Genomic DNA, 24,489 nt, shown 5'->3' on the forward strand with positions numbered 1-24,489 from the left:
AGGGCCGCCGAACAGCGGCCGCGAAGCGCGACGGGGGTGGGCTGAGGATGAACGGTCGGCGGCAGCGGCCGACGCTGGAGATGGTGGCCGAGTACGCGGGCGTGGGCCGCGGCACGGTCTCGCGGGTGATCAACGGATCGGAGCAGGTCAGCCCGGCCACGCGGGACGCGGTGCTGAACGCGGTGCGGGAGCTGGGGTACGTGCCCAACCACGCGGCGCGCACCCTGGTCACCCAGCGCACGGACACCGTCGCGCTGGTGGTGTCGGAGTCCGACGAGCGGCTGTTCGAGCAGCCGTTCTTCGCCGACATCGTGCGCGGCGTCAGCGCGGTGCTGAACGAGCGCGGCCTGCAGTTGATGCTCACCATGGCCCGCTCGGCGGGCGAACACGAGCGGCTGGGCGAGTACCTCACCGGCCAGCACGTCGACGGCGTCCTGATCGTCTCACAGCACTCCGATGACACGCTGCCGGACCGGCTCGCCGAGGCGGGGGTGCTGTGCGTGTACGGCGGCCGGCCGCTGATCGAGAGCCGGCACCCGGTGCACTACGTCGACATCGACAACGTGGGCGGCGCCTACGCCGCCACCCGCCACCTGATCGCCGCGGGGCGCCGACGGGTGGGGCTGGTCGCCGGCCCGCAGGACATGGCGGCGGGGGTGGACCGGCTGCGCGGCTACCAGGAGGCACTGCGCGACGCCGGGCGCCCGCCGGCGCCGGAACTGGTGGCGGTCGGCGACTTCAGCTACGAGGGCGGCGCCGAGGCCACCCGCGAACTGCTGCGGGCCGCGCCGGACGTCGACGCGGTGTTCGCCGCGTCCGACCCCATGGCGCTGGCGGCCCTCCGGGTGCTGCGCGCGGCCGGCCGCCGCGTGCCCGAGGACGTGGCGGTGGTGGGCTACGACGACTCCGGTCTGGCCCGGCACGCCGACCCGCCGCTCACCACCGTGCACCAGCCCACCGAGCGGATGGGGCGGGAGATGACCCGGCTGCTGGTCGACGCCATGGCGGCCGGCACCCCGCCGTCGGAGAACGTCGTCCTGGACGCCCACCTGGTCGTCCGGGAGTCGGCGTGACAGGAGTGGAGCGGGGGCGGGCCTGCCAGACGCGAGACCTCGTCAGACGCCTCGGCCGAGGGTCTTGGCGATATCGCTGGTCTTGATCGCTCGTCTTGCGGAAGAGCGCGTACCGTGCGTTATCAGCGCGGGTGCGCAGCGCGCTGGTACGCAACGGCCGCGTTCTGGGCCGCTCGCACCATGAATCCGGACGCGGACTCGTGGCTGAGCCGGGCGGCGTGCGGGAGAAATGCCTTCTCCGCAGAGGTGAGGCGGACCTCCATCCGTTCTGTGGCAGCGCTCACGTGGACTCCCTTGGCCGCCGGGGTGCTGAGCGTGCGGGCGGCCGAAGGCGGCACCCGCTCAGCTGGAATTCCTGCTGACACTCCGTAGTGTGCGGCACTTGTACGGTAGATCTGGGTCCGAAGGCGCTCGCTGTGTTCTTGCTGTGCTGTGCTGTTCGTTCGGCCGGCGACCGTCCCGTTGGGCGCCCCCGGGCGACATGTGCGGGATCGATGGCGGCGGCTCGTACGTTTCCTCCCTGGGAGGTCGCCGTCGGGACGATAATCGTCGCGCACGGTTCGTCTCGGGGAGGGAAGTCATATGCGCTGGGTCACCTATCTGTCGCCCAGTGGGGGAGCGGAGCGGCCCGGCGTCGTCGATGACGGTTGCGTGTTCGGGTATCCGGGGCACGAGAGCGTGCCCGCCCTGCTGGCCGAGAACCGCGACGCGCTCGCCGACGCCTACCAGCGTGCCCTCGCGGCGCCCGTCGAGATCATCGTGGAGTTCGAGACACGGCTGTGCGCACCGGTGCGGCCGGCCACCCCGCTGACGCTGATGGTCGGCGAGGAGGAGCAGCGCGAGATCGCCCCGGAACTGGTGCGGGGGACCGACGACGGCATGGTGCTGCCGTCGGGTGTGGCCTCGGTCTCCGCGGCGCCGGGGGTGGCCGCGGTGTTCGGCGGCGGCCACCGGCACGCCGGGTACTGCCTGGCCTGCCTGTGGCAGACGCCACAGGGCGCCGACGTCGCGCTCACGCTGGGACCGGCGATCGTGACGGGGGACGAGTTCGACGGTTCCGACCTCACCGTGACGGCCGCGATTGAGGGCACCGTCCTCGCCGAGACCGTCCTGGACGGCAAACTCGCCTGGACCGAGGGGCTGCGGGGCGACGTCGTGGCGGCCCTTCCGGCCCGCACCCGGCCACTGGAGCCGGGGGAGGAGCTGCACGTCGACGGCGGGGTTCTCGGCGAGTTCGAACTGCGCGTGGGCTCGGGCGCCTAGAGGCGGACCGCCGCGCCCGTCGGCGGGGCGGTCACACCGCCGGGTCGAACTCCCAGTGCCACGGCTCGAACCCGCCGCGGGCCCAGGGCGGGTTGTGCCAGCCGTAGGCGGGCGCGTTCGCCATCATCCAGGTGTACTCCGGCGAGCCGTACCGGTTGACGCCGCCGCACAGGTCCACCGCGACGCCCAGGCCGTGCCGGCTGGTCCCCGGACGGGCGGCCATGCCCGGCTGCTTCTCCAGGAAGAGCACCATTTGCTCGTCCAGCGGCCGGTAGGAGTCCGTGACGCACATCGGTCGGCCGAACCGCTTCCGGAACGCGCCGTCCAGCCGGATGAACGCGGCGGCGGCGTCGGCGCGCAGCATCTCGCCCGCCTGGGGGAGGGCGCACAGCGCCGACTCCGGGATGCGGCCGTTGGGGTGCCCGTGCGCGACGCCGGTGCAGCCCGGCAGCGGGGCGTCGGAGGCCACGGCGCCCCCGGTCGCCCCAGTGCGGCTGCCGGCCGCGCGCTCGGCGCGCCGGAGCGCGCGTTCGCGCCGCCGTTCCAGTCCGGCGGTGTCCTGCCGGGCGGCGGCGAGCCGCTCCTCCAGTTCCGACTGCTCGGCGAGGATGCCGGCCATCGCCGCCTGCTGCTCGCGCACGGCGTCCAGCGCGGCGTCCCGGGTCTCGGCGGTGCTCTCGGCGGCCAGCCGGCGCTCCTCGCGGGCCGCCGCTGCGCGCCGCCGCAACGTTTCCGCGGCGACCCCAGCGGCCTCGGCCCGGTGCAGGACGGCGTCCTGACGTTCGGCGAGCAGCTGCATGTAGCCGCTGCGCTCCAGCACCTCCTGAGGGCCGCCCGGCTCGGTCCAGGCGTGCATCATGCTCAGGTCGGCGCCCTGGTACGCCGAGCGCGCGTAGCCGGCCGCGCCGCGGCGCCGCTGCTGCCGGGCTTCGGCGGCGCCCGCCGCGACGCGTTCGGCCGCCGCCAGCTCCTCCTCGGCCTCGGCGAGGCGGTCGGCCTGCGCCTGGTGGGCGAGGACGGCCGCCTCGGAGGCGGCCTGCAGCTCGTCCAGCCGGCTGCGCACCTCGGCGAGCCGGGTGCGCAGGGCGGCGAGGGACTCGGCGTGGCCGGCCTCGGTGCGGCGCGCCCGCTCGATCTGACCGGTGTCGGGGGCGCGTTCGGCGGTGGCGTGCGGTGCCGGTGCCGCGAGCATGGCGGCCAGCAGCATCAGGGCCGCGGGGGCCGCACGGGCGGTCCGGTGGCGGCGCCGGGCCGGCCGGTCTGCTAGGCGGTCGCTGAGCTGCACGGACACTCCCCCCGGACGGTTCGGATCCGGCATCACGATCGCACGAGATTGGGGTCACGCACGGTAGCGACGTGCGAGTGTCCGAAACGTTATGAAAATCGCACCTGGCGGGGGAGGGGGCGCCGACCTGCGGCGGGACGAAGCCGTGCGGTGCGGGTCCGCAGGCGCCACAACGGTGTCGGATGTGTGGTGATCTCTGGTAATAGCGCAAAACGTGAACGTGTACCGCCTCTTGCCGCATTGGTACGCTATCGACCTCACGTGCACTGTTTCGGTTTAATGGTGCGCGACGCCTCTCCCCCTCATGAGGCGAGCCCAGCACCGAAATCCGGGGAGTCCCTGGTAGTCCTGCTTTTTCGATGACGGACAGCCCTCTCCGCCGGCGGATCGGCGGGCGCCGCGGTCCTCTGGGTCTCCTGACCGGTCCGCTCGCGACCACTCATGAGGGACCACGTCCATATGCCCGGAGGCGGTGACACGAAAGGGTGCGAGGGTCCGTGTCGACACGAGCGACGAACGGCGCAGCCGACGCCGCGCAGGATGGCTTGCCCGCGCAGGACGATGCCACGGAAAAGGCGCCACAGCGGCGGGCCCAGCGGTGGGCACCGCGTAACTGGCGGGTGCGGTCGCGCCTCATGGCGCTCATCGTCATCCCGACGGTGGCGGCGGTGCTGCTGGGCGGGCTGCGCATCACGGAGAACGTGCAGGACACGCTGACCCACGAGCGCATCGAGACGACGGCCACGCTCGGTGAGGCCATCGTGGAGCTGGCCAACCAGCTCGGGCACGAACGGCTTCTCACGGCGGCCTACATCGCCGAGTCCCCGAACCCGAACAACCGCTCCCAGCAGCGCCGCCTGGAGCTGGAGGAGCAGCAGCAGGTCGTCGACCAGGCGGTGAACGAGGTCCGCACCGGTGCGCTCGAACTGGGCGAACCCGGCACCGACCTCGCCGGAAACCGGCTGAGCAGCATGCTGACCTCCCTGGACGACCTCGGAGCCATCCGCAGCGAGGTCGCCGACACCCGGGTGACCGTGCTTCCCGCCGTCACCAAGTACCGGCAGCTGATCGACACGCTGGTCGGCTTCAACGAGACGATCGCCGAGGACACCGGCGACACCGCGCTCCGCGAGAGCGTGCGGGCGCTGACCGCGTTGAGCAAGGCGCGCGACCAGCTCTCCTACGAGGCCGCGCTCATGCTGCACTCCCTGATGCGCAACTCGATGTCGGGCGGCATCCAGGAGGCCATCGAGAGCACCCGCGCCCGCTACGACAACGAGATCCAGAACTTCACCAGCAGCGCCACCATCGACCAGCGCCGCATCTACGACGACACCTTCAGCGGCCTGGAGGTCAACCGCATGTCGACCATGCGGCTGCGGGTCATGATGCGCGTGGACACCCAGCAGTCGCTCACCGGCCTCACCGCCGGTGACACCGCCGGCGACTACTTCGACGTGGCGAACGAGTCGCTGGACCGGATGCGGGAGGTCGAGACCGCCCTCTCCGGCGAGGTGCGCGGCCAGGCCGCCGGCCTGAAGGCGGAGGCCCGCAACGACGCCCTCGTCGACTCCGGCTTCATCCTCCTGCTGCTCGCCGCCGTCCTGGTGATGACCCTGCTGGTCGTGCGCTCGATGGTCGGGCCGCTGCGGGCGCTGCGCGAAGGCGCGCTGCGCGTCGCCGAGACCGAGCTGCCGCGGGCCATCACCCGGATGCGGGAGAGCTCCGCCGGACCCGGCGAGGTCAAGGTCGCCCCCGTCGGCGTCGACTCCGCCGACGAGATCGGCGAGGTCGCCCGCTCCTTCGACGAGGTGCACCGGGTCGCCGTGCGGCTCGCCTCCGACGAGGCCGCGCTGCGCAGCAACGTCAACGCGATGTTCGTCAACCTCTCCCGGCGCAGCCAGACCCTGGTGGAACGGCAGCTGCGGCTGATCGACGGCCTGGAGCAGAGCGAGCAGGACTCGGACCGGCTCGGCGACCTCTTCCAGCTCGACCACCTCGCCACCCGCATGCGCCGCAACAACGAGAACCTGCTGGTCCTCTCGGGGCAGGACAACACCCGCAAGTGGGCGCAGCCCGTCCCGCTGGTGGACGTGCTGCGCGGCGCGATCTCCGAGGTCGAGCAGTACGAGCGGGTCAACGTCCGCGCGCCCTCGCACATCTCCGTGCTGGGCCGGCCCGTGAACGACGTCATCCACCTGGTGGCCGAGCTCGTGGAGAACGCCACCTCCTTCTCCGCACACGACACCCAGGTCTCGGTCACCGCCCGCGCGCTGGAGAGCGGCGAGGTGATGATCGAGGTCACCGACAGCGGAATCGGCATGCCGCCCGAGGAGATCGAGGCGACGAACGAGCGGCTGGCCAAGCCGCCGGTGATCGACGTCGCCGTCTCCCGCCGCATGGGTCTGTTCGTGGTCGGCCGGCTGGCCGCCCGGCACGGCATCCAGGTCCGGCTGCGCCCGGCGCACAACGGCGGTGTCACCGCGCTCGTCGCGCTGCCCGCCGACCTGCTCATCAGCCCGGTGGACGCGTCCGCGCCGCCGGCCCTGGGCACCGGGCGCGGCGGTGTCCCCGACACCTACGCCGAGGCGACGGCGGCGTTCGCCGCCAGCCCGGCTCCGTCGGACCCCTCGGACGTGTGGCAGTCGCCGAAGCCGGCCGAGCGGCCGTCCTGGCAGCGGGAGACGCCGTCGGGGCTTCCCAAGCGCAACGGGCAGGGCCGCAGCGACGAGCCGGAGCCGCCGGAGCACCCGCCGAGCGGACAGGACCTGTGGGGCGACACCGGCTGGCTGCGGCCGGCCGACCCGCCGGAGCAGAGCACCCCGCCCGCCGCACCGCGCCCGGCCGAGTCGCGGCCCGAGCCGCCCGTCCAGGAGCCCCAGCGGCGCTGGGAGCGGTCCGGCGAGTCCGCGAGCGAGCACACGGGATCGCACGTCTGGGAGCGGCCGGACCGCGGCGCGCAGACCGGCTCCTGGCAGCGGCCGGCTCCGGCGGCGCCGAACGCCGCGGCCTCCCCGGCGGCCACCGGCGGTGAGGAGGCGCACGGCGCCACGGCCGGCACGGGCTCGGGGGCGGACAACCGCGAGGGGTACGGTTCGACGGCGTACCTGTCCAAGAGGTACGGCGCGCCCAGCCACCGCACGGTCGTCCCGCCGAGCCCGGAGTCCAACAGCGAGCCGCTGCCCATATTCGACTCGATAGAGTCCAACTGGTTCCGGCGCCGCTCCGGCCGCCCGGCCGTCACCGCGCCGGACGTGACCGGCCCGCTGGACGCCGTGGAGGATCCGCGCCGCCCGGCCGCAGACGGTGGGCAGCGGCCCTCGGCCCGTCCCGCCAACCTGGACGCGGCCAAGTGGTCGTCCGCCCCCAACGGCACCGGCGCGCGCCCGCAGCGGCCGGCACCGGCCGCGGAGCCGGCACCGGAGCCGACGTGGGAGTCGGAGTCCGACCGCGGCTGGGAGGCGGCGCGCAGCGCGGCCGAGCCGCTCGCCGGGGGTCTGACCTCCGCGGGCTTGCCAAAACGCGTTCCCAAGGCAAACCTTGTTCCGGGCACGGCTCCCGCGCCCGAGAATTTCAAGCAGATCCCGGCTCGTTCGGCCGACCAGGTCCGCAACAGGTTCTCCAGTTTCCAGCAGGGGATTCGTCAGGGCCGGAGCGACGCCGGCGAGCGACAGCCCAAGGAGAAGTAGTGCGCACCGGGGCCACGCGTGCGGAGGCGGATCGGGCCGGCGACAGCCGGGCCGGCCCGATCCGCGATCCGTGCGGCCGTCCCGCCGGAGATCACGGATGAGCTATGAATTAGCATCATCCGCACTTCTTGGACAATGAACCACAATAAAGTCACTCATGATGCAATCTTGGCTTTTGGCCGGCTCCGAACCGCACGGCCATGCGAAGGCTGGGACCGACAGGAGAGCAGATGAATCAACCGGTGAACGAACTCAACTGGCTGATCACTGACTTCGCCAACCGTGTACCCGACGTCGCGCACGCGATCGTCGTGTCGGCGGACGGGCTGCCTCTGGCCGCCTCGGCGGGGTTCCCGACCGACCGGGCCGACCAGCTCGCCGCCATCGCGTCGGGCCTGTCCAGCCTGACCCAGGGCGCCGCCCGCGTGTTCGAGGGCGGCGCGGTCGCGCAGACCGTCGTGGAGATGGAACGCGGCCTGCTGCTGATCATGGCGATCAGCGACGGATCGTGCCTGGCGGTGCTGGCCGCCGCCGAGTGCGACCTGGGGCTCGTCGCCTACGAGATGACACTGCTCGTCGACCGGGCGGGACGGGCGCTGACCCCGGCGGTGCGCGCCTCGGGAATCCACTGACCCACCACCGACAGGAGGAAGTGGTGGCACCACCTCACGGTAGAGATGCCGGGAGCGCCTCGTGGTTCGGACCGCAGCCGGACAGCGCACCGCGCGCGGTGCCGGACGGTCCGATCGGCGGTGATGTTCCACGCGCAGGCCAGCAACCACCAGACCAACAGCAACAGCCGGCCGCGGGCGGGGCGCCGAGTTCACTGGTGCGGCCCTACGCGGTGACGCGAGGCCGCACCAAGCCGCGCGCCCAGCTGCCGATGGAGGCGTTGATCTCCGCGACGCTCACGGCGCGCAGCGAGTTCGGGATGCTCACCCCCGAGTGCCAGGCGATCAGCGACCTGTGCCGGGAGTGGCGGTCCGTGGCCGAGATCTCCGCCCTGCTGCGGATTCCGCTCGGCGTCGCCCGGGTGCTCGTGGCGGACATGTCGGAGCAGGGCCTGGTCCAGATCCGAACGTCGCTCAACACCGATGGCCGGCCCAACGTCAACCTGCTTGAAAGGGTGCTCAGTGGACTTCGCAAGCTCTAGCGCGGCCGACGAGGGCGGTGCTGTGGCGAGCGCGATGACGTCGGTCAAGATCGTCGTCGCCGGAGGCTTCGGCGTCGGCAAGACGACGTTCGTGGGCTCCGTCTCCGAGATCGTGCCGCTGACCACCGAAGCGGTCATGACCAGCGCAAGCGTGGGCGTCGACGACCTGGCGAAGACGCCGGACAAGCAGACGACCACGGTCGCCATGGACTTCGGCCGGGTCTCCCTCGACTCCGACCTCATCCTCTACCTGTTCGGCACGCCCGGCCAGCATCGCTTCTGGTTCATGTGGGACGACCTGGTCAAGGGCGCCATCGGCGCCGTCGTCCTGGTCGACACCCGCCGGCTCGCCGACTGCTTCCCCGCGATCGACTACTTCGAGGAGGCGCGGCTGCCCTTCATCGTGGCGATCAACGGGTTCGACTCCTACTTCCCGCACGACGCCGCGGAGGTCCGCGACGCGCTGACGCTCAGCGACGACATTCCCATCGTCCAGTGCGACGCGCGCGACCGTCAGTCGACGAAGGCGACGCTGATCCGGCTGGTGGAGCACGCCATCAGCGTCGGAGACGCCGCCTCCGCCGGGCAGCCGACCTCCACCGGGGGGCAGACCTCGTGGAGGTAGTCGCGCACCGGCGCCGCCGATCGTCCTGAGAGGCGCACCCACGGCTCCGTCCCCGTAGGTGCGCCTCCACAAGGCCGGCGGTCAGCCGCCGCCCGGGCGGCGGCGGGTTCGGGCGGGCGCCGAACGGACCGGCTCCACCGCGGCGGCGCGCAGGTGCTCGTAGACCACGCTGGTCTCCACGTCGGCCACCTCGGGGCGCTGGGTGAGCCGGTCGATGACGAAGCCGTACAGCGCGTCGGTGTCGGGCACCGCCACGTGCACCAGGAAGTCCCGGTTGCCGGACGTCACGAAGACCCCCACGGTCTCCGGCAGCCGCGCCACCCATTCGCGGAACGCCTCGATGTTGCGGCGGGACGGCGGCCGGATCCGCACCGAGATCATCGCCTGGACGTGCCGGCCGAGCGCGTCGAGGCTCACCTCGGCGCGGTAGCCGCGCACCACCCCCTTCTCCCGGAGCGCCCGCACCCGCTCCAGCGAGGTCGAGGCCGCCACCCCCACCGCGGCGGCGAGGTCGCGGTTGGTCATCCGCGCATCCTTCTGCAGTTCCCGCAGAATCGCGCGGTCGAGTTCGTCCAGGTCCACCGACATCCTTCTCCTGCCGAATTTCCTTCGGTGCGGCTTTCCTCGAACCGCATGTCCGGCTAACGTGCAGCGCGACCACCGCATCTTGCGCGACCCTACACCGATGGTGCCGTCGATGCTTCGCGTCTCCCCCGTGCACGCCGGACCGAGGAACGAGGAGAACCCCGAATGACCGACCAACTGACCCGCCCGGCCCCCTTCCGGCTCGACCCGGCCGACATCACGCTGGACGTCTCCACCCGCGGGGCACGCGTCAAGTGGGTCATGGTCATCGACGACGCCCTCGCCCCCGGCATCGCCGCCAACGCCGCCGGCTGCCTGGCGGCGGCCGTGGGCGGCCGGGTCCCCGGCATCCTCGGCCCCGACGGCACCGACGCCGCGGGCGGCGACCACCCCGGCCTGCCCTGGACCGGCTGCTCCATCCTCGGCGCCGACGGTGCCACGCTGCGCCGGATCCGCGAGAAGGCGCTCGGCAAGGACGGCATCCTCCTGGTCGACATGCCCCGGGCGGCCCAGGTCAGCCGGGTGTACCAGGGCTACCTGGAGACGCTGGCCGCGACCGACCCCGCCGACATGGAGTACAACGGGATCAGCCTCCTGGGCCCGCGCAACAAGATCGACAAGATCGTGGGACGCCTGCCACTGCTCGGCGCGGCACCGGCGGGCGCGTGAGGCCGGGGCGGCCACCCGCTCGCGCCGGTCGCCCGGATCCTGCCGTGGGTACGTACTCGCCATGACGGAACGGAGTGAACCGCGCGACACCCCCGCGGAACGACGGCGGCGGCGGGAAGGGGCCCGGCGGCGCCGACAGCGTCGGGACGCCCCGGGATTCCCGGACGGGATCGTGGGCGGCGACGCCGTCGGAGAGACCGAGCCGCCGCGGGCTCCGGCCGACGGCACGGACCGGCGGGCCGGGAACGAGCCCCGGACCGCCCGCCGGCCGTGCACCCCCTTCACCTTCGGCGAATGCTATTGCGGGAAGTGCCACCCCTCGTCGTCATGACGGGCGCGCCGCCATCCGCCCTCAGGCGGGAAGCCCCAGCTCCCGTGCGATGAGCATCCGCTGCACCTCGCTGGTGCCCTCGCCGATCTCCAGGATCTTGGCGTCGCGGTAGAAGCGGCCCACCGGGTACTCGTTCATGAAGCCGTACCCGCCGAAGATCTGCGTGGCGTCGCGGGCGTTGTCCATCGCCGCGTTGGAGGCCACCAGTTTCGCGATGGCGGCCTGCTGCTTGAACGGCTCGCCGGCCAGCATCCGCGACGCCGCGTCGTGGTAGGCGAGCCGCGCGGTGTGCACGCGGGCCGCCATGTCGGCGATCTTGAACTGGATGGCCTGGTATCGGCCGATGGCCTGCCCGAACGCCTCCCGCTCGCCCGCGTAGCGCAGCGCCTCGTCCACGCACCCCTGTGCCAGGCCCACCGAGAGCGCGGCGATCGCGATCCGGCCCTCGTCCAGGATGCGCAGGAACTGGGCGTAGCCCGCCCCGCGCCCGCCCACGAGATGGTCCTCCGGGACCCGGCAGTCGGTGAGGACGATCTCGTTGGTGTCGGAGGCGGTCCAGCCGACCTTGGAGTACTTCTGGCCGACCCGGAAGCCCGGCGTGCCGGCCGGGACCAGGATCGCCGAGATCTCCGGGCGGCCGTCCGGGCGCCGGCCGGTCACCGCGGTGACGGTCGCCAGCGCGGTGATGTCGGTGCCCGAGTTGGTGATGAAGGACTTCGTCCCGTTGATCACCCACACGCCGTCCACCAGGTCCGCCGTGGTCCGGGTGGCCGAGGCGTCGGAGCCGCCGCCCGGCTCGGTGAGCCCGAACGCCCCGAGCGCCTCGCCCGAGCACAGGCGCGGCAGCCACGTCTTGCGCTGCTCCTCGGTGCCGAAGCGGTGGATGGGCATCGCGCCCAGCGACACCGCCGCCTCCAGGGTGATGGCCACCGACGAGTCCACCCGGGCCAGCTCCTCCAGCGCGAGGCACAGCGCGAAGTAGTCGCCGCCCATCCCGCCGTACTCCTCGGGGAAGGGCAGCCCGAACAGCCCCATCCGGCCCATCTTCGCGACGATCTCGTACGGGAACGCGCACCGCTCGTAGAAGTCGCCGATCACGGGCGCGACCTCGTCCCGGGCGAACTCCTCGACCGTGCGGCGCAGCTCCTCGTGCTCCGGTGCGAGTCGGTGATCCATGACGTTCACTCCTCAGCGGTGGCGGCCCCGGCCGGCGTGGCCGGGGTCTCCGGCGATTCCGGGGCGATGACGGCCAGGATCGTGTCCATGGCCACGGGCTGACCCGGCCGGACCTCCAACCGGGTGATCACACCGTCGAGGGGCGCGGTGACGGTGTGCTCCATCTTCATGGCCTCGACCACGGCGACCGGGGCTCCCGCGCGCACCCGGGCGCCCGGCTCCACCGGGACGGCCAGCACGGTGCCCGGCATGGGGCTGCGGACCGTGCCGTCGCCGGCCGCCGCCGTGGCGCGGGCCGGGGCGAGGGCGGGCTGCTCGGCGATCCGCCAGGCGGAGCCGCCGGACCCGAGCCACAGGGTGGCCTCGGGTGCGGTGTCGTGCGGTGCGATACCGGCGCCGCCGCCGTCCCGCTCGGCGCGCGCGTAGCGGTACGTGCGCCCGCCGTAGGAGACCTCCAGCGCCCGGCCGCCGGTCGTGCGGGCGGCGGTGGCGGCGACCACCGGGCCGTCGGCGACCCGCACCTGGTAGTGGTGCGGCCGCCGGGCGTCCCGGCGGACCCGCACCGTCACCGGTTCGCCGCCCGGGGCGCGCAGCCGCCACGGGGTCCACGCGGGTCCGCCGACCCGCCAGCCGTCCGGCACATCGAACCGGTCGAGGACCGGCCCGGGCGGCTCCAGGGCGAGCTGGCAGTCCAGGGCGGCCGCCGCGTACACCTCCTCGGGCGGGTCCGTGGCGGGGGCCAGGTGCGGGCGCGCCCGCTCGGTGAGGCCGGTGTCCAGCCGGCCGGCCGTCACCTCGGGGTGGCGCAGTAGGCGGCGCAGGAACGCGACGTTCGTGGTGCAGCCGAGCAGCGTGTACTCGCCGAGCGCGGTGTCGAGGCGGCGCAGCGCGGCGGCGCGGTCCGGCGCCCACGCCACGACCTTGGCGAGCATCGGGTCGTAGGCGGAGCCGACCGCCGCGCCCTCGGCGAGGCCGGAGTCGACGCGGACGTCCGGGCCGCGCGGCTCGTCCAGCAGCAGCACGGAGCCGCCGGTGGGCAGGAAATCGCGGGCCGGGTCCTCGGCGTAGACCCGCGCCTCCACGGCGTGCCCGGTGAGGTCGATGTCGGCCTGGGTGAAGGGCAGCGGCTCGCCCAGGGCGATCCGGAGTTGCAACTCGACGAGGTCGATCCCGCGCCGCCCGCCCACGGTGACGACGGCCTCGGTGACTGGGTGCTCGACCTGGAGCCGGGTGTTCATCTCCAGGAAGGCGTAGTCGACGGCGTCCGTCCACAGGGAAGGGTCCTGTGGCGGCAGGGTGAGACCTTGGTGGGTTTGACTTGAAGCAAGGGGTTCCCCCGGAACCTCCACATCGGCCTGCCCGCCGTCGGCCCCGGCGGCCGGATCTCCCGTGGCGGCAGGGCCGGTCGGGGCGCCCGCGACGATGAATTCCACCGTCCCCGCGCCCACGTACCCGCACGCCTTGGCCGCCGCCACCGCGGCCTCGCCCATGGCGGCGCGCTGCGCCGGGGTGAGCAGCGGCGACGGCGCCTCCTCGATGATCTTCTGGTGGCGGCGCTGCAGGCTGCACTCGCGCTCGCCCAGGTGCAGCACGGCGCCGTGGGAGTCGGCGAGCACCTGCACCTCGATGTGCCGTGGGCGTTCCACGAACCGTTCCACCAGGAGCGTGTCGGAGCCGAAGGCGCCGCGCGCCTCCCGCCGCGCCGCGGCCGCCGCGTCGGGCAGTTCGGACGGCTCGCGCACCAGCCGCATGCCCTTACCACCGCCGCCCGCCGACGGCTTGATCAGCAGCGGGTAGCCGACTTCGGCGGCGGCCCGCAGCAGCTCGTCGTCGGACATCGGCGCGCCGTCCCGCTCCGCGAAGCCGGGGAGCAGGGGGACACCGGCGTCGGCCACGGTGCGCTTGGCCCGGATCTTGTCTCCCATGGCCTCGATCGCCTCGGGCGGCGGGCCGACGAACACCAGGCCGGCGGCGGCACAGGCACGCGCGAAGTCGGCGTTCTCGGAGAGGAAACCGTACCCGGGGTGGATCATGGTCGCGCCGGTGGCGTGCGCGGCGGCGATGACGGCCGGCCCGTCCAGGTATCCGGCGGTGCCGCCGTCGCCCACCTGCACGGCGACATCGGCGGCGCGGGTGTGCGGAGCGCCGGCGTCGGCGGCGGTGTGGATCGCCACCGACCGCAGGCCGAGGCGGCGCAGCGTACGCATGACGCGCACGGCGATCTCGCCCCGGTTGGCCACGAGAACGGTGGGGGTGACAGCCTCCGTGGCGGGAACGGACAAAGCAGCCTCCGTGGCGGGAACGGGCGATGTGGCGTCCGTGGCGGGAACGGACGAACTGGCCTGGTCCGGTGTCATCTCCGCCTTCGCTTCCTCCGTGACGGGTACCTGTGTGTCGCGTCTCCGGGGCCCGGTCACATCCGGAAGACCCCGTAGCCGACGGGCTCCAGCGGTGCGTGCCGGGCGGCCGCCAGGCCGAGCCCGAGCACGGTGCGGGTGTCGGCCGGGTCGATGACCCCGTCGTCCCACAGTCGCGCGGTGGAGTAGTAGGGGCTGCCCTGTTCCTCGTACTGGGCGCGGATCGGCGCCTTGAACGCCTCTTCGTCCGCGGCCGGCCACTCCTCGCCGCGCGCGGCCATCTGGTCGCGCCGCACCGTGGCGAGCACCGAGGCCGCCTGTTCGCCGCCCATCACCGAGATCCGGGCGTTGGGCCACATCCACAGGAACCGCGGCGAGTAGGCCCGGCCGCACATGCTGTAGTTGCCGGCGCCGAACGAGCCGCCGATGACCACGGTGAACTTGGGGACGCGGGCGCAGGCGACCGCCGTGACCATCTTGGCGCCGTGCTTGGCGATGCCGCCGGCCTCGTAGTCGCGGCCGACCATGAACCCCGAGATGTTCTGCAGGAAGACCAGCGGAACGCTGCGCCGGTCGCACAGTTCGATGAAGTGCGCGCCCTTGAGCGCGGACTCCGAGAACAGGATGCCGTTGTTGGCCACGATCCCGACGGGGTGGCCGTGGATGTGCGCGAACCCGGTGACGAGGGTGCCGCCGTACTCGGCCTTGAATTCGGTGAACTCGCTGGCGTCCACGATCCGGGCGATCACCTCGCGCACGTCGTAGGGGGTGCGGGTGTCGGTGGGGACGATCCCGTACAGCTCTTCGGGGTCCAGGGCCGGCGGCCGGGCCGGCACCCGGTCCCAGGCGGGCGCCGGGCGCGGCCCGAGGGTGGCGGCGATCTGCCGGACGATCCCGAGCGCGTGCGCGTCGTTCTCGGCGAGGTGGTCGGCGACCCCCGAGACCCGCGCGTGCACGTCGCCCCCGCCCAGCTCCTCGGCGGTGACGATCTCGCCGGTGGCGGCCTTCACCAGCGGCGGGCCGCCCAGGAAGATGGTGCCCTGGTCCCGGACGATCACCGCCTCGTCGCTCATCGCCGGCACGTAGGCGCCGCCTGCCGTGCAGGAGCCGAGCACCGCGGCGATCTGCGGGATGCCCAGCCGCGACATGGTGGCCTGGTTGTAGAAGATGCGGCCGAAGTGCTCGCGATCGGGGAAGACGTCGTCCTGCATGGGCAGGAACGCGCCGCCGGAGTCGGCGAGGTAGACGCACGGTAACCGGTTCTGCAGCGCGACCTCCTGGGCGCGCAGGTGCTTCTTCACCGTCATCGGGTAGTAGCTGCCGCCCTTGACCGTGGCGTCGTTGGCCACCACCACGACCTCACGCCCGGCGACCCGGCCGACCCCGGTGATGATGCCGGCCGCGGGGGCGTCCTGGCCGTCGCGGCCGTACAGCCCGTAGGCGGCGAGTGGGGAGAGCTCCAGGAACGGCGAACCGGGGTCGAGCAGCGCGTCCACCCGGTCGCGCGGCAGCAGCTTGCCGCGCTCGACGTGCCGGATCCGGGTCTTCTCCGGGCCGCCCAGCGCGGCGGTTGCGATGCGTTCGCGCAGTTCGGTGGCGAGCGCGCGGTTCGCCGCGGCGTTGGCTGCGAAGGCCGCGCCCGCCGTGTCGATCGCCGATGTGAGCACGGGCGCCCCGCTCATGGGTTCCTCCGGTGGTGCCGCCGTGATCGCTGTGTTAGGGATCGCTAACATGTTCGATGTTAGTGGCCGCTAACATCGGTGTCCAGGATCACAGCCGGGCCGCGGGCGGCGGCAGCCGGTTCCGGGCGGGCCGGAAGGAGTGGGGCCATGGCGAGCAGTCCGGCGGGCTCCCGCCGCGCGACCATTCTGCGGGCCGCCGCCGGCCTGTTCGCGGCGCGCGGCTTCCACGGGGTGTCGATCGACGACCTCGGGCGTGCCGTCGGCACCACGGGACCGGCGCTGTACCGGCACTTTCCGGGCAAGGAGGCGCTGCTGGCCGCGATGCTGCTGGACGTCAGCGAGCGGCTGGCCACCGGCGGCGAGACGCGCGTCGCGGCGGCGGACGGCCCCGAGGCGGCGCTGAACTCGCTGCTGGACGGCCACATCGCCTTCGCCCTGGACGAACCCGCGCTCATCACCGTGCACGACCGCGAACTGGGGAACGTCCCCACCGCGGAACGCCGCCGGATCCGCCGGCTGCAGCGCGGCTACCTGGAGCAGTGGGTCCGGGTCCTGGCCGACCTGCGCCCGGCCGCACCGGCCGCCGTCCTGCGGGCCGCGGTGCACGCGGCGTTCGGCCTGCTCAACTCCACCCCGCACATCCTCGGCCATCTCCCACGGGAGGACACGGCCCGGCTGCTGCACACCATGGGACGCGCGGCCCTGCTGTCGGCCGGGCCGGCGGGCGACGCGGGAACGGCGCGGCAGGCGCCGGAAAGCCGCTCCGCCGCGGCCCGCACGTCGCCGAACGCCTCCAGGTAGGCGACCAGCGAGCCGGCCAGGTCCGAGCCGTGCGCGGCGTCGTGCGCGGTCAGCAGGTCGACCTGGGGGTCGCGCAGCCGTGGGTCGGCCCGCAACCGTGCCAGTGTCTCGCTGACGAGTACGCGGGATCGGACGTCGGAGATGGTGGCCACGTCCATGGCCGGATCCCGGCCCATCGCGTCGAGTACCCGGTCGGCCTCGGTTCGCGAGCGCGCGACGTCGCCGAGTGAGTCCACCAGTGAGCCCATTGCGCCCTGCACCGTGCCGCCGAGCATGGCCCGCGCGGCGCCGACGATCCGGCGGGTCAGCGCCAGTACGGAGGACTCCGCCGACGGGCGCGCCAGGTCGGGGAGCAGTGCGTACACCCGGCCGCCCAGCGCGGTGACCAGCGCCCGCCGCATGCGGTGCCGCCCCGTGGGCATGGGCACGGGCGGAACCGTTCCCACACGGTTCGGCGTCCCCGAGACCGGATGGAGGCAGCGCACGTGCCCGAAACCGACGAAGCAGGAACCCACCGCACGCCCTGGACCACCCGCATCGGCGCCGTCGTCTGGCTGCTGGGGGCCGCCCAGTTCCTCATGGCCCACCTCGTGGTGCAGGCGGCGTGGCCGCGACCCTACAGCTGGTCGGACAACAACGTCAGCGATCTGGGCGTCGTCGGCTGTTCGGACTGGGGCGGCCGGTACATGTGCTCCCCGCTGCACGATGTCATGAACGCGTCCTTCGTGCTCCAGGGCGTGGCGCTCGTCGCCGGCACCGTTCTCGTCCGCACCCTGTGGCGGCGGGGCGCCCTCGCCTCGCTCGGCGCCGGGGTGCTGCTCGCCGCGGCCGGCGTGGGCTGGATCGTGGTGGGGCTGGCGCCCGCCGACGTGCACCCGCCCGCACACTCCGGTGGTGCGCTGCTGGTGGCCGTCGGCAACCTCGGGCTCGTCCTCGCCGGTCTCGGGCTTCGCGGGAGCGCGCTTCGGGCGATGGCGCCCGTGGCCCTGGTGCTCGGCGTGGTCGGGGTGGCCGCCACGGTGCTGTTCCTCGCCAAGACGTACCTGGGGCTGGGCATGGGCGGTATGGAGAGGTTCTGGATCTTCCCCGCGCAGATCTGGACGCTCGCGGCGGGCTGCGGGCTGTTGAGCGGCCGTCCAGGGGCCGCCCTGACGTCGGCGCGGCGCGGCCCCCGGCCAGGGGCCGGCCGTGCCCGGCACGGCTCGTGACAGGCCCGCGGCGCGGCGGTCGGTGCGTCCCCGGCCGCCCGTGCCCGCCGCCCGCTCCGGCGGGCGCCGGTGCAGGCCACGCGGCCACGGCGGGCGCGGCAGAGGTCAAGGTGTCGCCAAGGCGCGGTGCCGCCCGGCGCGCCCGGCGGAGCGGGACGGCGGGACGCGGTTACGTTTGACCCCCGAGTCGCCGGGCAACGTGACTCGCACGACGCGATCCGTCCGGTGTCGGCCGAACGGTACACGGCGGGACGCCGGGCCACCAGGAGGGAGAGTGGTTCGACGATGTCACGGCCTCGCATCGTGGTGGTCGGCCCCGGATTCGCCGGGGTCAACGCCATCCGCCGGCTGGAACACCGCATCCCCAAGGGCGCGGCCGAACTCGTGCTCGTGGCGCCCAACGACTACATGCTCTACACGCCGCTGCTCCCGCAGGTGTCCTCCGGGCTGCTCACCCCGCAGTCGCTGGCGGTCTCGCTGCACCGGCTGCTGCGCCGCACCCGCATCGTCCCCGGCTCCGCCGTGGGGGTCGACCCCGAGGCCCGGACGGTCCTGGTGCGCAAGATCTCCGATGAGCTGACGTACGAACCCTACGACCGGCTGCTCCTCGCCCCCGGCAGCCTCACCCGTGTCTTCGACATCCCGGGACTGACCGAGTACGGCTTCGGCAATAAGAACCTCGCCGAGGCGGTCGTACTGCGCGACCACGTGCTCGGGCAGCTGGAGCTGGCCAACGCCAGCCAGGACCCGGTGGAGCGCGAGGAACGCTCCCGTTTCATCGTCGTGGGCGGGGGCTACACCGGGGTGGAGACGGCGGCGTCGCTGCACCGGCTCACTGAGGAAGCCGCCGACCGCTACCCCGACCTCGCCTCCGCGATCCGGTGGCATCTGGTGGACATCGCGCCGCGGCTGCTCCCCGAACTGGGACCCCGGCTCGGCGAAGAGGCCCTCGACCTGCTGCGCCGGCGCGGCATCGAGGTCCGGCTGGAGGTGACGGTCCGCGAGGTGACCGAGAACAAGGTGACGCTCACGGACGGCCGGGTGCTGCCCTGCCGGACGCTTATCTGGACGGCCGGCACGTCGCCGAGCCCGCTCGTGGCGTCCCTGGGCGCGCCCACCGACCGGGGGCGGCTGCAGGTCGGCCCGGACCTCGCGGTCCCGGAGGCCCAGGAGGTGTTCGCGGTCGGCGACGCCGCGGCCATCCCCGACCTGTCCAAGGACGATGAAGGGACGCTCTGCCCGCCCACCGCCCAGTACGCCATCCACGAGGGGCGGGCGGCGGCGGACAACATCATCAACTCCCTCCTCGGCCGGCCGCTGCGGCCCTTCGCCTACTCCGACAAGGGCCTGGTCGTCGACCTGGACGGCCGTGACGCGGTGGCCCGCCCGCTCGGGGTGGACCTGGCGGGGCTGCCCGCGATGCTGGTGACCCGCGGCTACCACCTCGCCACGGTGCCGTCCGGCCCGGCGCGGGCCAGGGTGGCGGCCAACTGGGCGATCCGCATGCTGCTCGGCGGCGAGGTGTCCCGGCTGGGGTTCATGCACGGCAAGCCGTCGACGTTCATGGACATCGAGGCGGGCCACTACCTCGACCCCGAGCACGTGCGCGCCGAGACCGCACGGCTGCGGGAACGTGCGGAGCGGGCGCGCGGCTGAGGGCACGGCGGGCCGCGCCCCGGGAGCGGCCGACCGGAACCCGGCCGGGGGAGGCGGGCGTCAGGAGCGCACCAGCCGGGCGATGGCGTCCGACGCCTCCCGGACCTTGAGATCGGCCTCCTCGCCGCCGTTGGCCACCGCGTGCGCCACGCAGTGCTTCAGGTGTTCGTCGAGCAGCGCGAGGGCGAACGAGCGCAGCGCCTTGTTCACCGCCGCCGTCTGGGTCAGGACGTCGATGCAGTAGGCGTCGTCCTCCACCATCCGCTGGAGCCCGCGCACCTGCCCCTCGATACGGCGTAGCCGGTTGAGGTGCTGCTGCTTGTTGTCGTGGTAGCCGTAGGTGGCCATGCCCGCGCTCTCCTGTCCGTTCCCGCCACGGAGGTCCTGTTCTGCGTTCCCGCCACGGAGGTCCTGTTCTCCGTTCCCGCCACGGAGGCTGTCCCTGTGTTCTTCGGTTGTCAACAATACCCCCTCAGGGTATATCTCGCTGTCCGCTGCATGTCCCCGGCCGCGCGCGTCCGGAAGTGTCCCCGTGCGAACCCGGCACCGGACCCGCACGTTCTCCTCCGAGTATCGGCGCTCCGGGCGATACGTCGGAATTGCCGACGAAACCGGCCCATGCCGCCACCGTGGTCCCCCTCCAGGCGCTCCGCCATGGGACCGCCGCACCGCGCTCAGCGCCGCAGCCCCAACCGGTCGAGTTCCAGGCCGGCGAGCCGCGTCGTGGCCTGTGCGTCGCCACCGTGCCACGCGCCGGCCGGATCGGGATGCACTTGCGCCAGACGGCCGACCGGGGCGTTGGCGAGCGCCCGCAGGGCCAGCAGCCGGTCCGCGGCGCCGCCGTCCAGGCCACGGGCCCGCCGCACGTCGGCCGCCTGCCGGATCCACCGTGCCCGGGGCGGCAGCCACACCGTCAGCGCCACCAGGATCGGCAGCAGCGCCGTGAGCAGCGGCAGCGCGACGGCCGCGTCGCCGACCGCCTCCTCGAACCGCCGTCCCGCGTCCGTCAGCGTCTCTCCGGCGTCCCCGACGCTGCCGAACGGGGCGCTCAGGCCGTCGCCGACCAGCGGCAGTTCACGGACCCGCTCCGCCGCATCGGCCATGTTGCCGCTCAGCCCGGTGCCGGCGTCCGCCAGCAGCGCTCCCGGACCGGCCAGCCGGACCAGCGCGTCGCGCAGCAGCACCGCCGCCCACACCCAGGCGGCGATCCAGACGAGTGCCGCCGCGTCGGCGCCGATCTGCAGCAGACGACGGGCGGGTCGGTCGGCGTAGATCCTCAACGTGCTCTCCAGGCGGTGCGATGGGGGACGGGGCGAGAAGCGGGGCGGTCGCGGCCGCCCGCGACGGGCGGAACCTTCCCACCGCGCGCCCGCGTCAACCCATGCCGCCACCGGGAGGCCCGTGAGCTGCGGTCATGCGCCACCGCCCCTTGTCATCCGGCCGCAGCGGCATCGACCATGGAGAACATGAACCATCCGAGGAACCACGAGACGGAGCTCATCCGGCGCATCGGGGAACTCGTCACGGAGGAGCGCGACCTCAGAGAGCAGAACGAGCACCGGCTCACGCCCGAGGAGCGGCAGCGGATGCGCGAACTCGACACCGCGCTCAACGAATGCTGGGACCTGCTGCGCCGCCGCCGGGCCGGCGAGCGCCACGCCCGCGACGCCGACCTCCCGGTGCGCCCGGCCGCCGTCCCGCGAGGCCGCCGGTGAGCTGACCCCGGGCGGCGCACCCCCGCCCGCGCACGCCGAGCCCGGACCGCCCGGAACCGTGCGGCGCGGCCCGGCGTCTCTTCCTGTGCCCCGTCATCCCCCGACGACTGGAAGAGGACGCATGCTAGAGGTGCTGACCGGAGCGGGACTGGCCTCCGCCGCCGGGCTGAACGCCTACATCCCGCTACTGGCCGTGGGACTGCTCGCCCGGTTCACCGACGTACTGCCGCTGTCGGCTTCCTGGCAGTGGCTGGAGCACCCGGCCGTCCTCGTGATCCTCGGGGTGCTGCTGGTCGTCGAAGTGGTCGCGGACAAGGTCCCCGCCGTGGACAGCGTCAACGACGTCATCCAGACCTTCGTCCGGCCGACGTCGGGCGGCATCACCTTCGGCGCCGGCGCCACCGCCATCAGCACCGACGAGATCGCGGCGGCCGGCACCGGAGACGGCTCGTGGTGGCCGATCGTCTCCGGAGTGGTGATCGCGCTCGTCTTCCACGGCCTCAAGGCGATGGCCCGGCCGGTGCTCAACACGGTGACCGGCGGGGCCGGCGCCCCGGTCATCAGCACGATCGAGGACGTCATCAGCACCGTGACGGCGGTCCTGGCGATCCTGCTGCCCGTCATCGTCCTCGTGGTGCTGCCACTGACGATCGTCGCCATCGTCTGGATCCGGCGCGCCCGCCGGCGCCGCCGTGCGGAGGCCGCGGGCGACCCGGCGACCGCCTAGCGGCCCCGGCCCGGGGCGGTGATCCCGGCGGGGTGCCGGAACGCGGGAACGGCATCCCCACGGCACCGCCCGAGGCGCGGTGCCGTTGACCCGCTGCTTTAGAGTGCACTGCGTGGCACACGACGCGATCGCACTCCGGAACGGCATCACGCACATCGTCTGGGACTGGAACGGGACCCTGCTCGACGACAACCACGCCAACCTCGCCGCCCTCAACCAGGTGTGCGCCGAGTTCGGCCGGGAGCCCGTCGAACTGGAGTACTGGCGCTCGGTCTTCCGCCGGCCGCTGCTCGCCTGCTACCAGGAACTGTTCGGCCGGCCGCTCGCGGACGAGGAGTGGGAGCGTCTCAACCGGACCTACGACCGGCACTACAGTTCGCTGCTGCCCTCCTGCCGACTCGCCGACGGGGCGCTGGAGGTGCTCGCCGCCTGGCGGCAGCGGGGCCGCACCCAGTCGCTGCTGTCCATGGCGTCGCACCGGCACCTGGTGCCGATCATCACCGAACGCGGCCTGACCGGGCACTTCACCCGGGTCGACGGGCGCCGCTTCGACAGCGTGCACGACTCCAAGGCCGAGCACCTCGTCGACCACCTCACGGCCCAGGACATCGACCCCGCGACCGTGGTGCTGATCGGCGACATCGACGACGACGCCCGGGCCGCGCGCGAAGCCGGGGCGCACGCCATCCTGGTCGCCACCGGCCTGATGTCCCGGGAGCGCCTGGAGGCGACCGGGCATCCCGTGGCGGGCTCCGCGGCCGAGGCCGTCGCGATGATCGCCGACTGACGGCCCCCGCCCGGGCTGGGACGCGTCGAAACGCGGAGACGCTGAAGGGCGGCGCCGGGAAGCGCCGCCCTTCAGAAAGAACCCTCCGTGCCAAAACGGAGCACACGCGCAGGAAGCGCGTGTGCGCTGCTAGGCGAGCGTCACCTGGCGCGCGTCGGCGAAGCGCCGCTGCACGTCGGCCCAGTTGACCACGTTCCAGAACGCCTTGACGTAGTCGGCCTTCACGTTCTTGTACTGCAGGTAGAAAGCGTGCTCCCACATGTCGAGCATCAGGAGCGGGTAGGAGCCCGCCGCCAGGTTGCCCTGGTGGTCGTACAGCTGCTCGATGATCAGCCGCTGGCCGAGGATGTCCCAGGCGAGGATCGCCCACCCCGAGCCCTGGATGCCGGTGGCCGCCGCGTTGAAGTGCGCGCGGAAGGCGTCGAAGGACCCGAAGGTGTCGCTGATGGCCGCACCGAGTTCACCCTCGGGCTTGTCGCCGCCGTCCGGGGACAGGTTCGGCCAGAAGACCGTGTGGTTCACGTGCCCGGCCAGGTTGAACGCGAGGTTCTTCTGCAGCAGGTTGACCGTGCCCAGGCTCTCCTTGGCGCGGGCCTCCGCGAGCTGCTCAAGCGCGTCGTTCGCCCCCTTGACGTAGGTGGCGTGGTGCTTGTCGTGGTGCAGCTCCATGATCTGCCCGGAGATCCACGGCTCCAGCGCGCTGTAGTCGTAGGGCAGATCGGGCAGCGAATATGGCGCGGACATCTACGCACCTTCCTCTGACAGGGTTTTCTGCGATGGGATCGCGAGTCTCTCGCGGGTAAAAAGCTATCAGCAGGGCCGGCCGACGGCCGGTGTTGCCCTTGCGACAGGGCAGGTCGGGAATAACCCGGGGCCGCACCTACCCGGCGGCGGGCCGGTCATGCGCGGCACGCGCGCGAGAGTGAGACTTCTCAGCAGGGGCGACCCCATTACGCCGTCCGTCCACCGCCCTTGGACGGGCTCCGCGGGCGGTAGTTCGAGTCCAGGCTCGCGATGTCTCGGTGGGTGTCGGCCACCGACCCCACCGCGGCCTCGGCCTCGGCGTCCCCGTCCCGGGCGGCCTTCGCGGCTCCGACGAGCGCCGCCAGTGTGGCGGGATCCATCGCGACCGGCGGGTATGGGTCGTGGGCGGGCGTGCCGCCCGGTGATTCGGTCATGGTGATCTCCTTCGTGTCGCCATTGACGCGTCGAAGTCGGCGATCGTCCCGCGCCGCCATGTGCACGCGGGGCGCTCGTCTGCGAGGAGCGGTGCGGGTACGGCCGCATCCGCCGAAGTGGGTCAGACCGGCGACGTCGGCTCGTGCCGCCGGGACTCCGCACGGTCGGCCCGGGAGGGCGCGCCGTGGTGTGCCGCGCTACCCGGCGCTTCTTCGGGGGGACCTGGGTTGGTAGAACTCATTCAGGTCGTGCCGCCGCTTGAAGTCGGTCGTGATGGCGGCCGACTCCCGCAGGCCCGCCTCTCGCTCCGCGGGGTCGTCCGAGCGGCTGAGCCGGGCGGCGTCTCTGAGCGCTCGAACCTCGCCCACGGTCATGGGCGGGTGGTCGAAGGTGGCGGATAGGTCCGGCCGGTGTTCGTCGTCGTTGTCCGAATCGGAGTCGCGTCCGCTCACCGTACTCCTTTTTGTCGAAGAATCGGGGTGTGGCAACAATAGCGGAACACCGCGTCACCGGGAACCCCGGGAGGCG

The 24,489-nt window shown here is 73.1% G+C and carries 24 protein-coding genes and 1 pseudogene; 13 read left to right on the forward strand and 12 right to left on the reverse strand.

What is annotated here, in order from left to right:
• Positions 1–47 precede the first annotated feature (47 nt).
• Positions 48–1,073 carry a LacI family DNA-binding transcriptional regulator gene (locus tag ACFQRF_RS23190; protein WP_379873287.1) on the forward strand — a complete coding sequence of 342 codons (1,026 nt, stop codon included), beginning with the start codon at positions 48–50 and terminating at the stop codon, positions 1,071–1,073.
• Between the two features lie 122 nt (positions 1,074–1,195).
• Here the strand turns inward: ACFQRF_RS23190 and ACFQRF_RS23195 are convergent, their stop codons facing one another.
• Positions 1,196–1,357, reverse strand: coding sequence for a type II toxin -antitoxin system TacA 1-like antitoxin (locus tag ACFQRF_RS23195; protein ID WP_379873288.1), 162 nt, complete (start codon positions 1,355–1,357; stop codon positions 1,196–1,198).
• 298 nt (positions 1,358–1,655) lie between these two features.
• Here ACFQRF_RS23195 and ACFQRF_RS23200 point away from each other — a divergent pair, with 298 nt between their 5' ends.
• Positions 1,656–2,336, forward strand: a complete 681-nt coding sequence (locus tag ACFQRF_RS23200) for a hypothetical protein (RefSeq protein WP_379873289.1) — start codon at positions 1,656–1,658, stop codon at positions 2,334–2,336.
• A 31-nt stretch (positions 2,337–2,367) separates the two neighbouring features.
• Here the strand turns inward: ACFQRF_RS23200 and ACFQRF_RS23205 are convergent, their stop codons facing one another.
• Positions 2,368–3,621 carry a D-alanyl-D-alanine carboxypeptidase family protein gene (locus tag ACFQRF_RS23205; RefSeq protein ID WP_379873290.1) on the reverse strand — a complete coding sequence of 418 codons (1,254 nt, stop codon included), beginning with the start codon at positions 3,619–3,621 and terminating at the stop codon, positions 2,368–2,370.
• Between the two features lie 635 nt (positions 3,622–4,256).
• Between ACFQRF_RS23205 and ACFQRF_RS23210 the strand changes: the two genes are divergently transcribed.
• The 4 genes from ACFQRF_RS23210 (at position 4,257) to ACFQRF_RS23225 (ending at position 9,088) form a co-directional block, all read left to right on the forward strand.
• Positions 4,257–7,310 carry a sensor histidine kinase gene (locus ACFQRF_RS23210; protein ID WP_379873291.1) on the forward strand — a complete coding sequence of 1,018 codons (3,054 nt, stop codon included), beginning with the start codon at positions 4,257–4,259 and terminating at the stop codon, positions 7,308–7,310.
• A 230-nt stretch (positions 7,311–7,540) separates the two neighbouring features.
• A complete protein-coding gene (locus ACFQRF_RS23215) occupies positions 7,541–7,942 on the forward strand; it encodes a roadblock/LC7 domain-containing protein (protein WP_379873292.1) in 402 nt (133 codons plus the stop codon).
• Positions 7,943–7,962: 20 nt separating this feature from the next.
• Positions 7,963–8,463 (forward strand): DUF742 domain-containing protein, encoded by a 501-nt coding sequence (locus ACFQRF_RS23220; RefSeq protein WP_379873293.1) that lies wholly within the window; start codon positions 7,963–7,965, stop codon positions 8,461–8,463.
• Positions 8,464–8,497: 34 nt separating this feature from the next.
• Positions 8,498–9,088 carry a GTP-binding protein gene (locus tag ACFQRF_RS23225; RefSeq protein ID WP_379873294.1) on the forward strand — a complete coding sequence of 197 codons (591 nt, stop codon included), beginning with the start codon at positions 8,498–8,500 and terminating at the stop codon, positions 9,086–9,088.
• An 81-nt stretch (positions 9,089–9,169) separates the two neighbouring features.
• Here ACFQRF_RS23225 and ACFQRF_RS23230 read toward each other — a convergent pair whose 3' ends face one another.
• Entirely contained in the window at positions 9,170–9,676 is a 507-nt protein-coding gene (locus ACFQRF_RS23230; RefSeq protein ID WP_379873295.1) for an Lrp/AsnC family transcriptional regulator, read from the reverse strand.
• A gap of 162 nt (positions 9,677–9,838) precedes the next feature.
• Here ACFQRF_RS23230 and ACFQRF_RS23235 point away from each other — a divergent pair, with 162 nt between their 5' ends.
• On the forward strand, positions 9,839–10,342 hold the full coding sequence (locus ACFQRF_RS23235) for a DUF2000 domain-containing protein (RefSeq protein ID WP_379873296.1): 504 nt from the start codon (positions 9,839–9,841) through the stop codon (positions 10,340–10,342).
• 352 nt (positions 10,343–10,694) lie between these two features.
• Here the strand turns inward: ACFQRF_RS23235 and ACFQRF_RS23240 are convergent, their stop codons facing one another.
• Genes ACFQRF_RS23240 through ACFQRF_RS23250 form a run of 3 tightly spaced genes read right to left on the reverse strand, consistent with a single transcriptional unit; the run spans position 10,695 to position 15,873 of the window.
• Positions 10,695–11,849, reverse strand: a complete 1,155-nt coding sequence (locus ACFQRF_RS23240; RefSeq protein WP_379873297.1) for an acyl-CoA dehydrogenase family protein — start codon at positions 11,847–11,849, stop codon at positions 10,695–10,697.
• A gap of 5 nt (positions 11,850–11,854) precedes the next feature.
• On the reverse strand, positions 11,855–14,206 hold the full coding sequence (locus ACFQRF_RS23245; protein WP_379873298.1) for an ATP-binding protein: 2,352 nt from the start codon (positions 14,204–14,206) through the stop codon (positions 11,855–11,857).
• Positions 14,207–14,262: 56 nt separating this feature from the next.
• Positions 14,263–15,873: a carboxyl transferase domain-containing protein gene (locus tag ACFQRF_RS23250; protein ID WP_465262340.1), complete on the reverse strand. Its 1,611-nt coding sequence runs from the start codon at positions 15,871–15,873 to the stop codon at positions 14,263–14,265.
• 162 nt (positions 15,874–16,035) lie between these two features.
• Here ACFQRF_RS23250 and ACFQRF_RS23255 point away from each other — a divergent pair, with 162 nt between their 5' ends.
• A complete protein-coding gene (locus ACFQRF_RS23255; RefSeq protein WP_379873300.1) occupies positions 16,036–16,689 on the forward strand; it encodes an SACE_7040 family transcriptional regulator in 654 nt (217 codons plus the stop codon).
• Here the strand turns inward: ACFQRF_RS23255 and ACFQRF_RS23260 are convergent.
• Positions 16,644–17,087: pseudogene (locus ACFQRF_RS23260) on the reverse strand (PucR family transcriptional regulator); the annotation flags it as partial. The gene ACFQRF_RS23255 and the pseudogene ACFQRF_RS23260 overlap by 46 nt on opposite strands.
• Positions 17,088–17,174: 87 nt before the next feature.
• On the opposite strand from ACFQRF_RS23260, the gene ACFQRF_RS23265 reads away from it, so the two are divergent.
• Positions 17,175–17,897, forward strand: a complete 723-nt coding sequence (locus tag ACFQRF_RS23265) for a DUF998 domain-containing protein (protein WP_379873301.1) — start codon at positions 17,175–17,177, stop codon at positions 17,895–17,897.
• A gap of 285 nt (positions 17,898–18,182) precedes the next feature.
• Entirely contained in the window at positions 18,183–19,553 is a 1,371-nt protein-coding gene (locus ACFQRF_RS23270) for an NAD(P)/FAD-dependent oxidoreductase (protein WP_379873302.1), read from the forward strand.
• Between the two features lie 60 nt (positions 19,554–19,613).
• Here ACFQRF_RS23270 and ACFQRF_RS23275 read toward each other — a convergent pair whose 3' ends face one another.
• Positions 19,614–19,901: a metal-sensitive transcriptional regulator gene (locus tag ACFQRF_RS23275; RefSeq protein WP_379873303.1), complete on the reverse strand. Its 288-nt coding sequence runs from the start codon at positions 19,899–19,901 to the stop codon at positions 19,614–19,616.
• Between the two features lie 326 nt (positions 19,902–20,227).
• Positions 20,228–20,833, reverse strand: coding sequence for a hypothetical protein (locus ACFQRF_RS23280; protein ID WP_379873304.1), 606 nt, complete (start codon positions 20,831–20,833; stop codon positions 20,228–20,230).
• 186 nt (positions 20,834–21,019) lie between these two features.
• On the opposite strand from ACFQRF_RS23280, the gene ACFQRF_RS23285 reads away from it, so the two are divergent.
• The 3 genes from ACFQRF_RS23285 to ACFQRF_RS23295 all read left to right on the forward strand — a co-directional run bounded on the left by ACFQRF_RS23285 (position 21,020) and on the right by ACFQRF_RS23295 (position 22,782).
• On the forward strand, positions 21,020–21,268 hold the full coding sequence (locus ACFQRF_RS23285; RefSeq protein ID WP_379873305.1) for a DUF2630 family protein: 249 nt from the start codon (positions 21,020–21,022) through the stop codon (positions 21,266–21,268).
• Between the two features lie 121 nt (positions 21,269–21,389).
• The gene (locus tag ACFQRF_RS23290) at positions 21,390–21,995 is read left to right on the forward strand and encodes a DUF4126 domain-containing protein (RefSeq protein ID WP_379873306.1); all 606 of its coding nucleotides are present in this window, start codon (positions 21,390–21,392) and stop codon (positions 21,993–21,995) included.
• A 112-nt stretch (positions 21,996–22,107) separates the two neighbouring features.
• A complete protein-coding gene (locus tag ACFQRF_RS23295; RefSeq protein ID WP_379873307.1) occupies positions 22,108–22,782 on the forward strand; it encodes an HAD family hydrolase in 675 nt (224 codons plus the stop codon).
• Positions 22,783–22,911: 129 nt separating this feature from the next.
• Here the strand turns inward: ACFQRF_RS23295 and ACFQRF_RS23300 are convergent, their stop codons facing one another.
• From ACFQRF_RS23300 to ACFQRF_RS23310, 3 genes are all read right to left on the reverse strand, one after another.
• Positions 22,912–23,526, reverse strand: a complete 615-nt coding sequence (locus tag ACFQRF_RS23300; protein WP_379873308.1) for a superoxide dismutase — start codon at positions 23,524–23,526, stop codon at positions 22,912–22,914.
• A 206-nt stretch (positions 23,527–23,732) separates the two neighbouring features.
• Positions 23,733–23,960 (reverse strand): hypothetical protein, encoded by a 228-nt coding sequence (locus ACFQRF_RS23305; protein WP_379873309.1) that lies wholly within the window; start codon positions 23,958–23,960, stop codon positions 23,733–23,735.
• 198 nt (positions 23,961–24,158) lie between these two features.
• Positions 24,159–24,413 (reverse strand): hypothetical protein, encoded by a 255-nt coding sequence (locus ACFQRF_RS23310; protein ID WP_379873310.1) that lies wholly within the window; start codon positions 24,411–24,413, stop codon positions 24,159–24,161.
• Between the last annotated feature and the right edge of the window lie 76 nt (positions 24,414–24,489).

Source organism: Marinactinospora rubrisoli (assembly GCF_042664915.1).
GTDB lineage: Bacteria > Actinomycetota > Actinomycetes > Streptosporangiales > Streptosporangiaceae > Marinitenerispora > Marinitenerispora rubrisoli.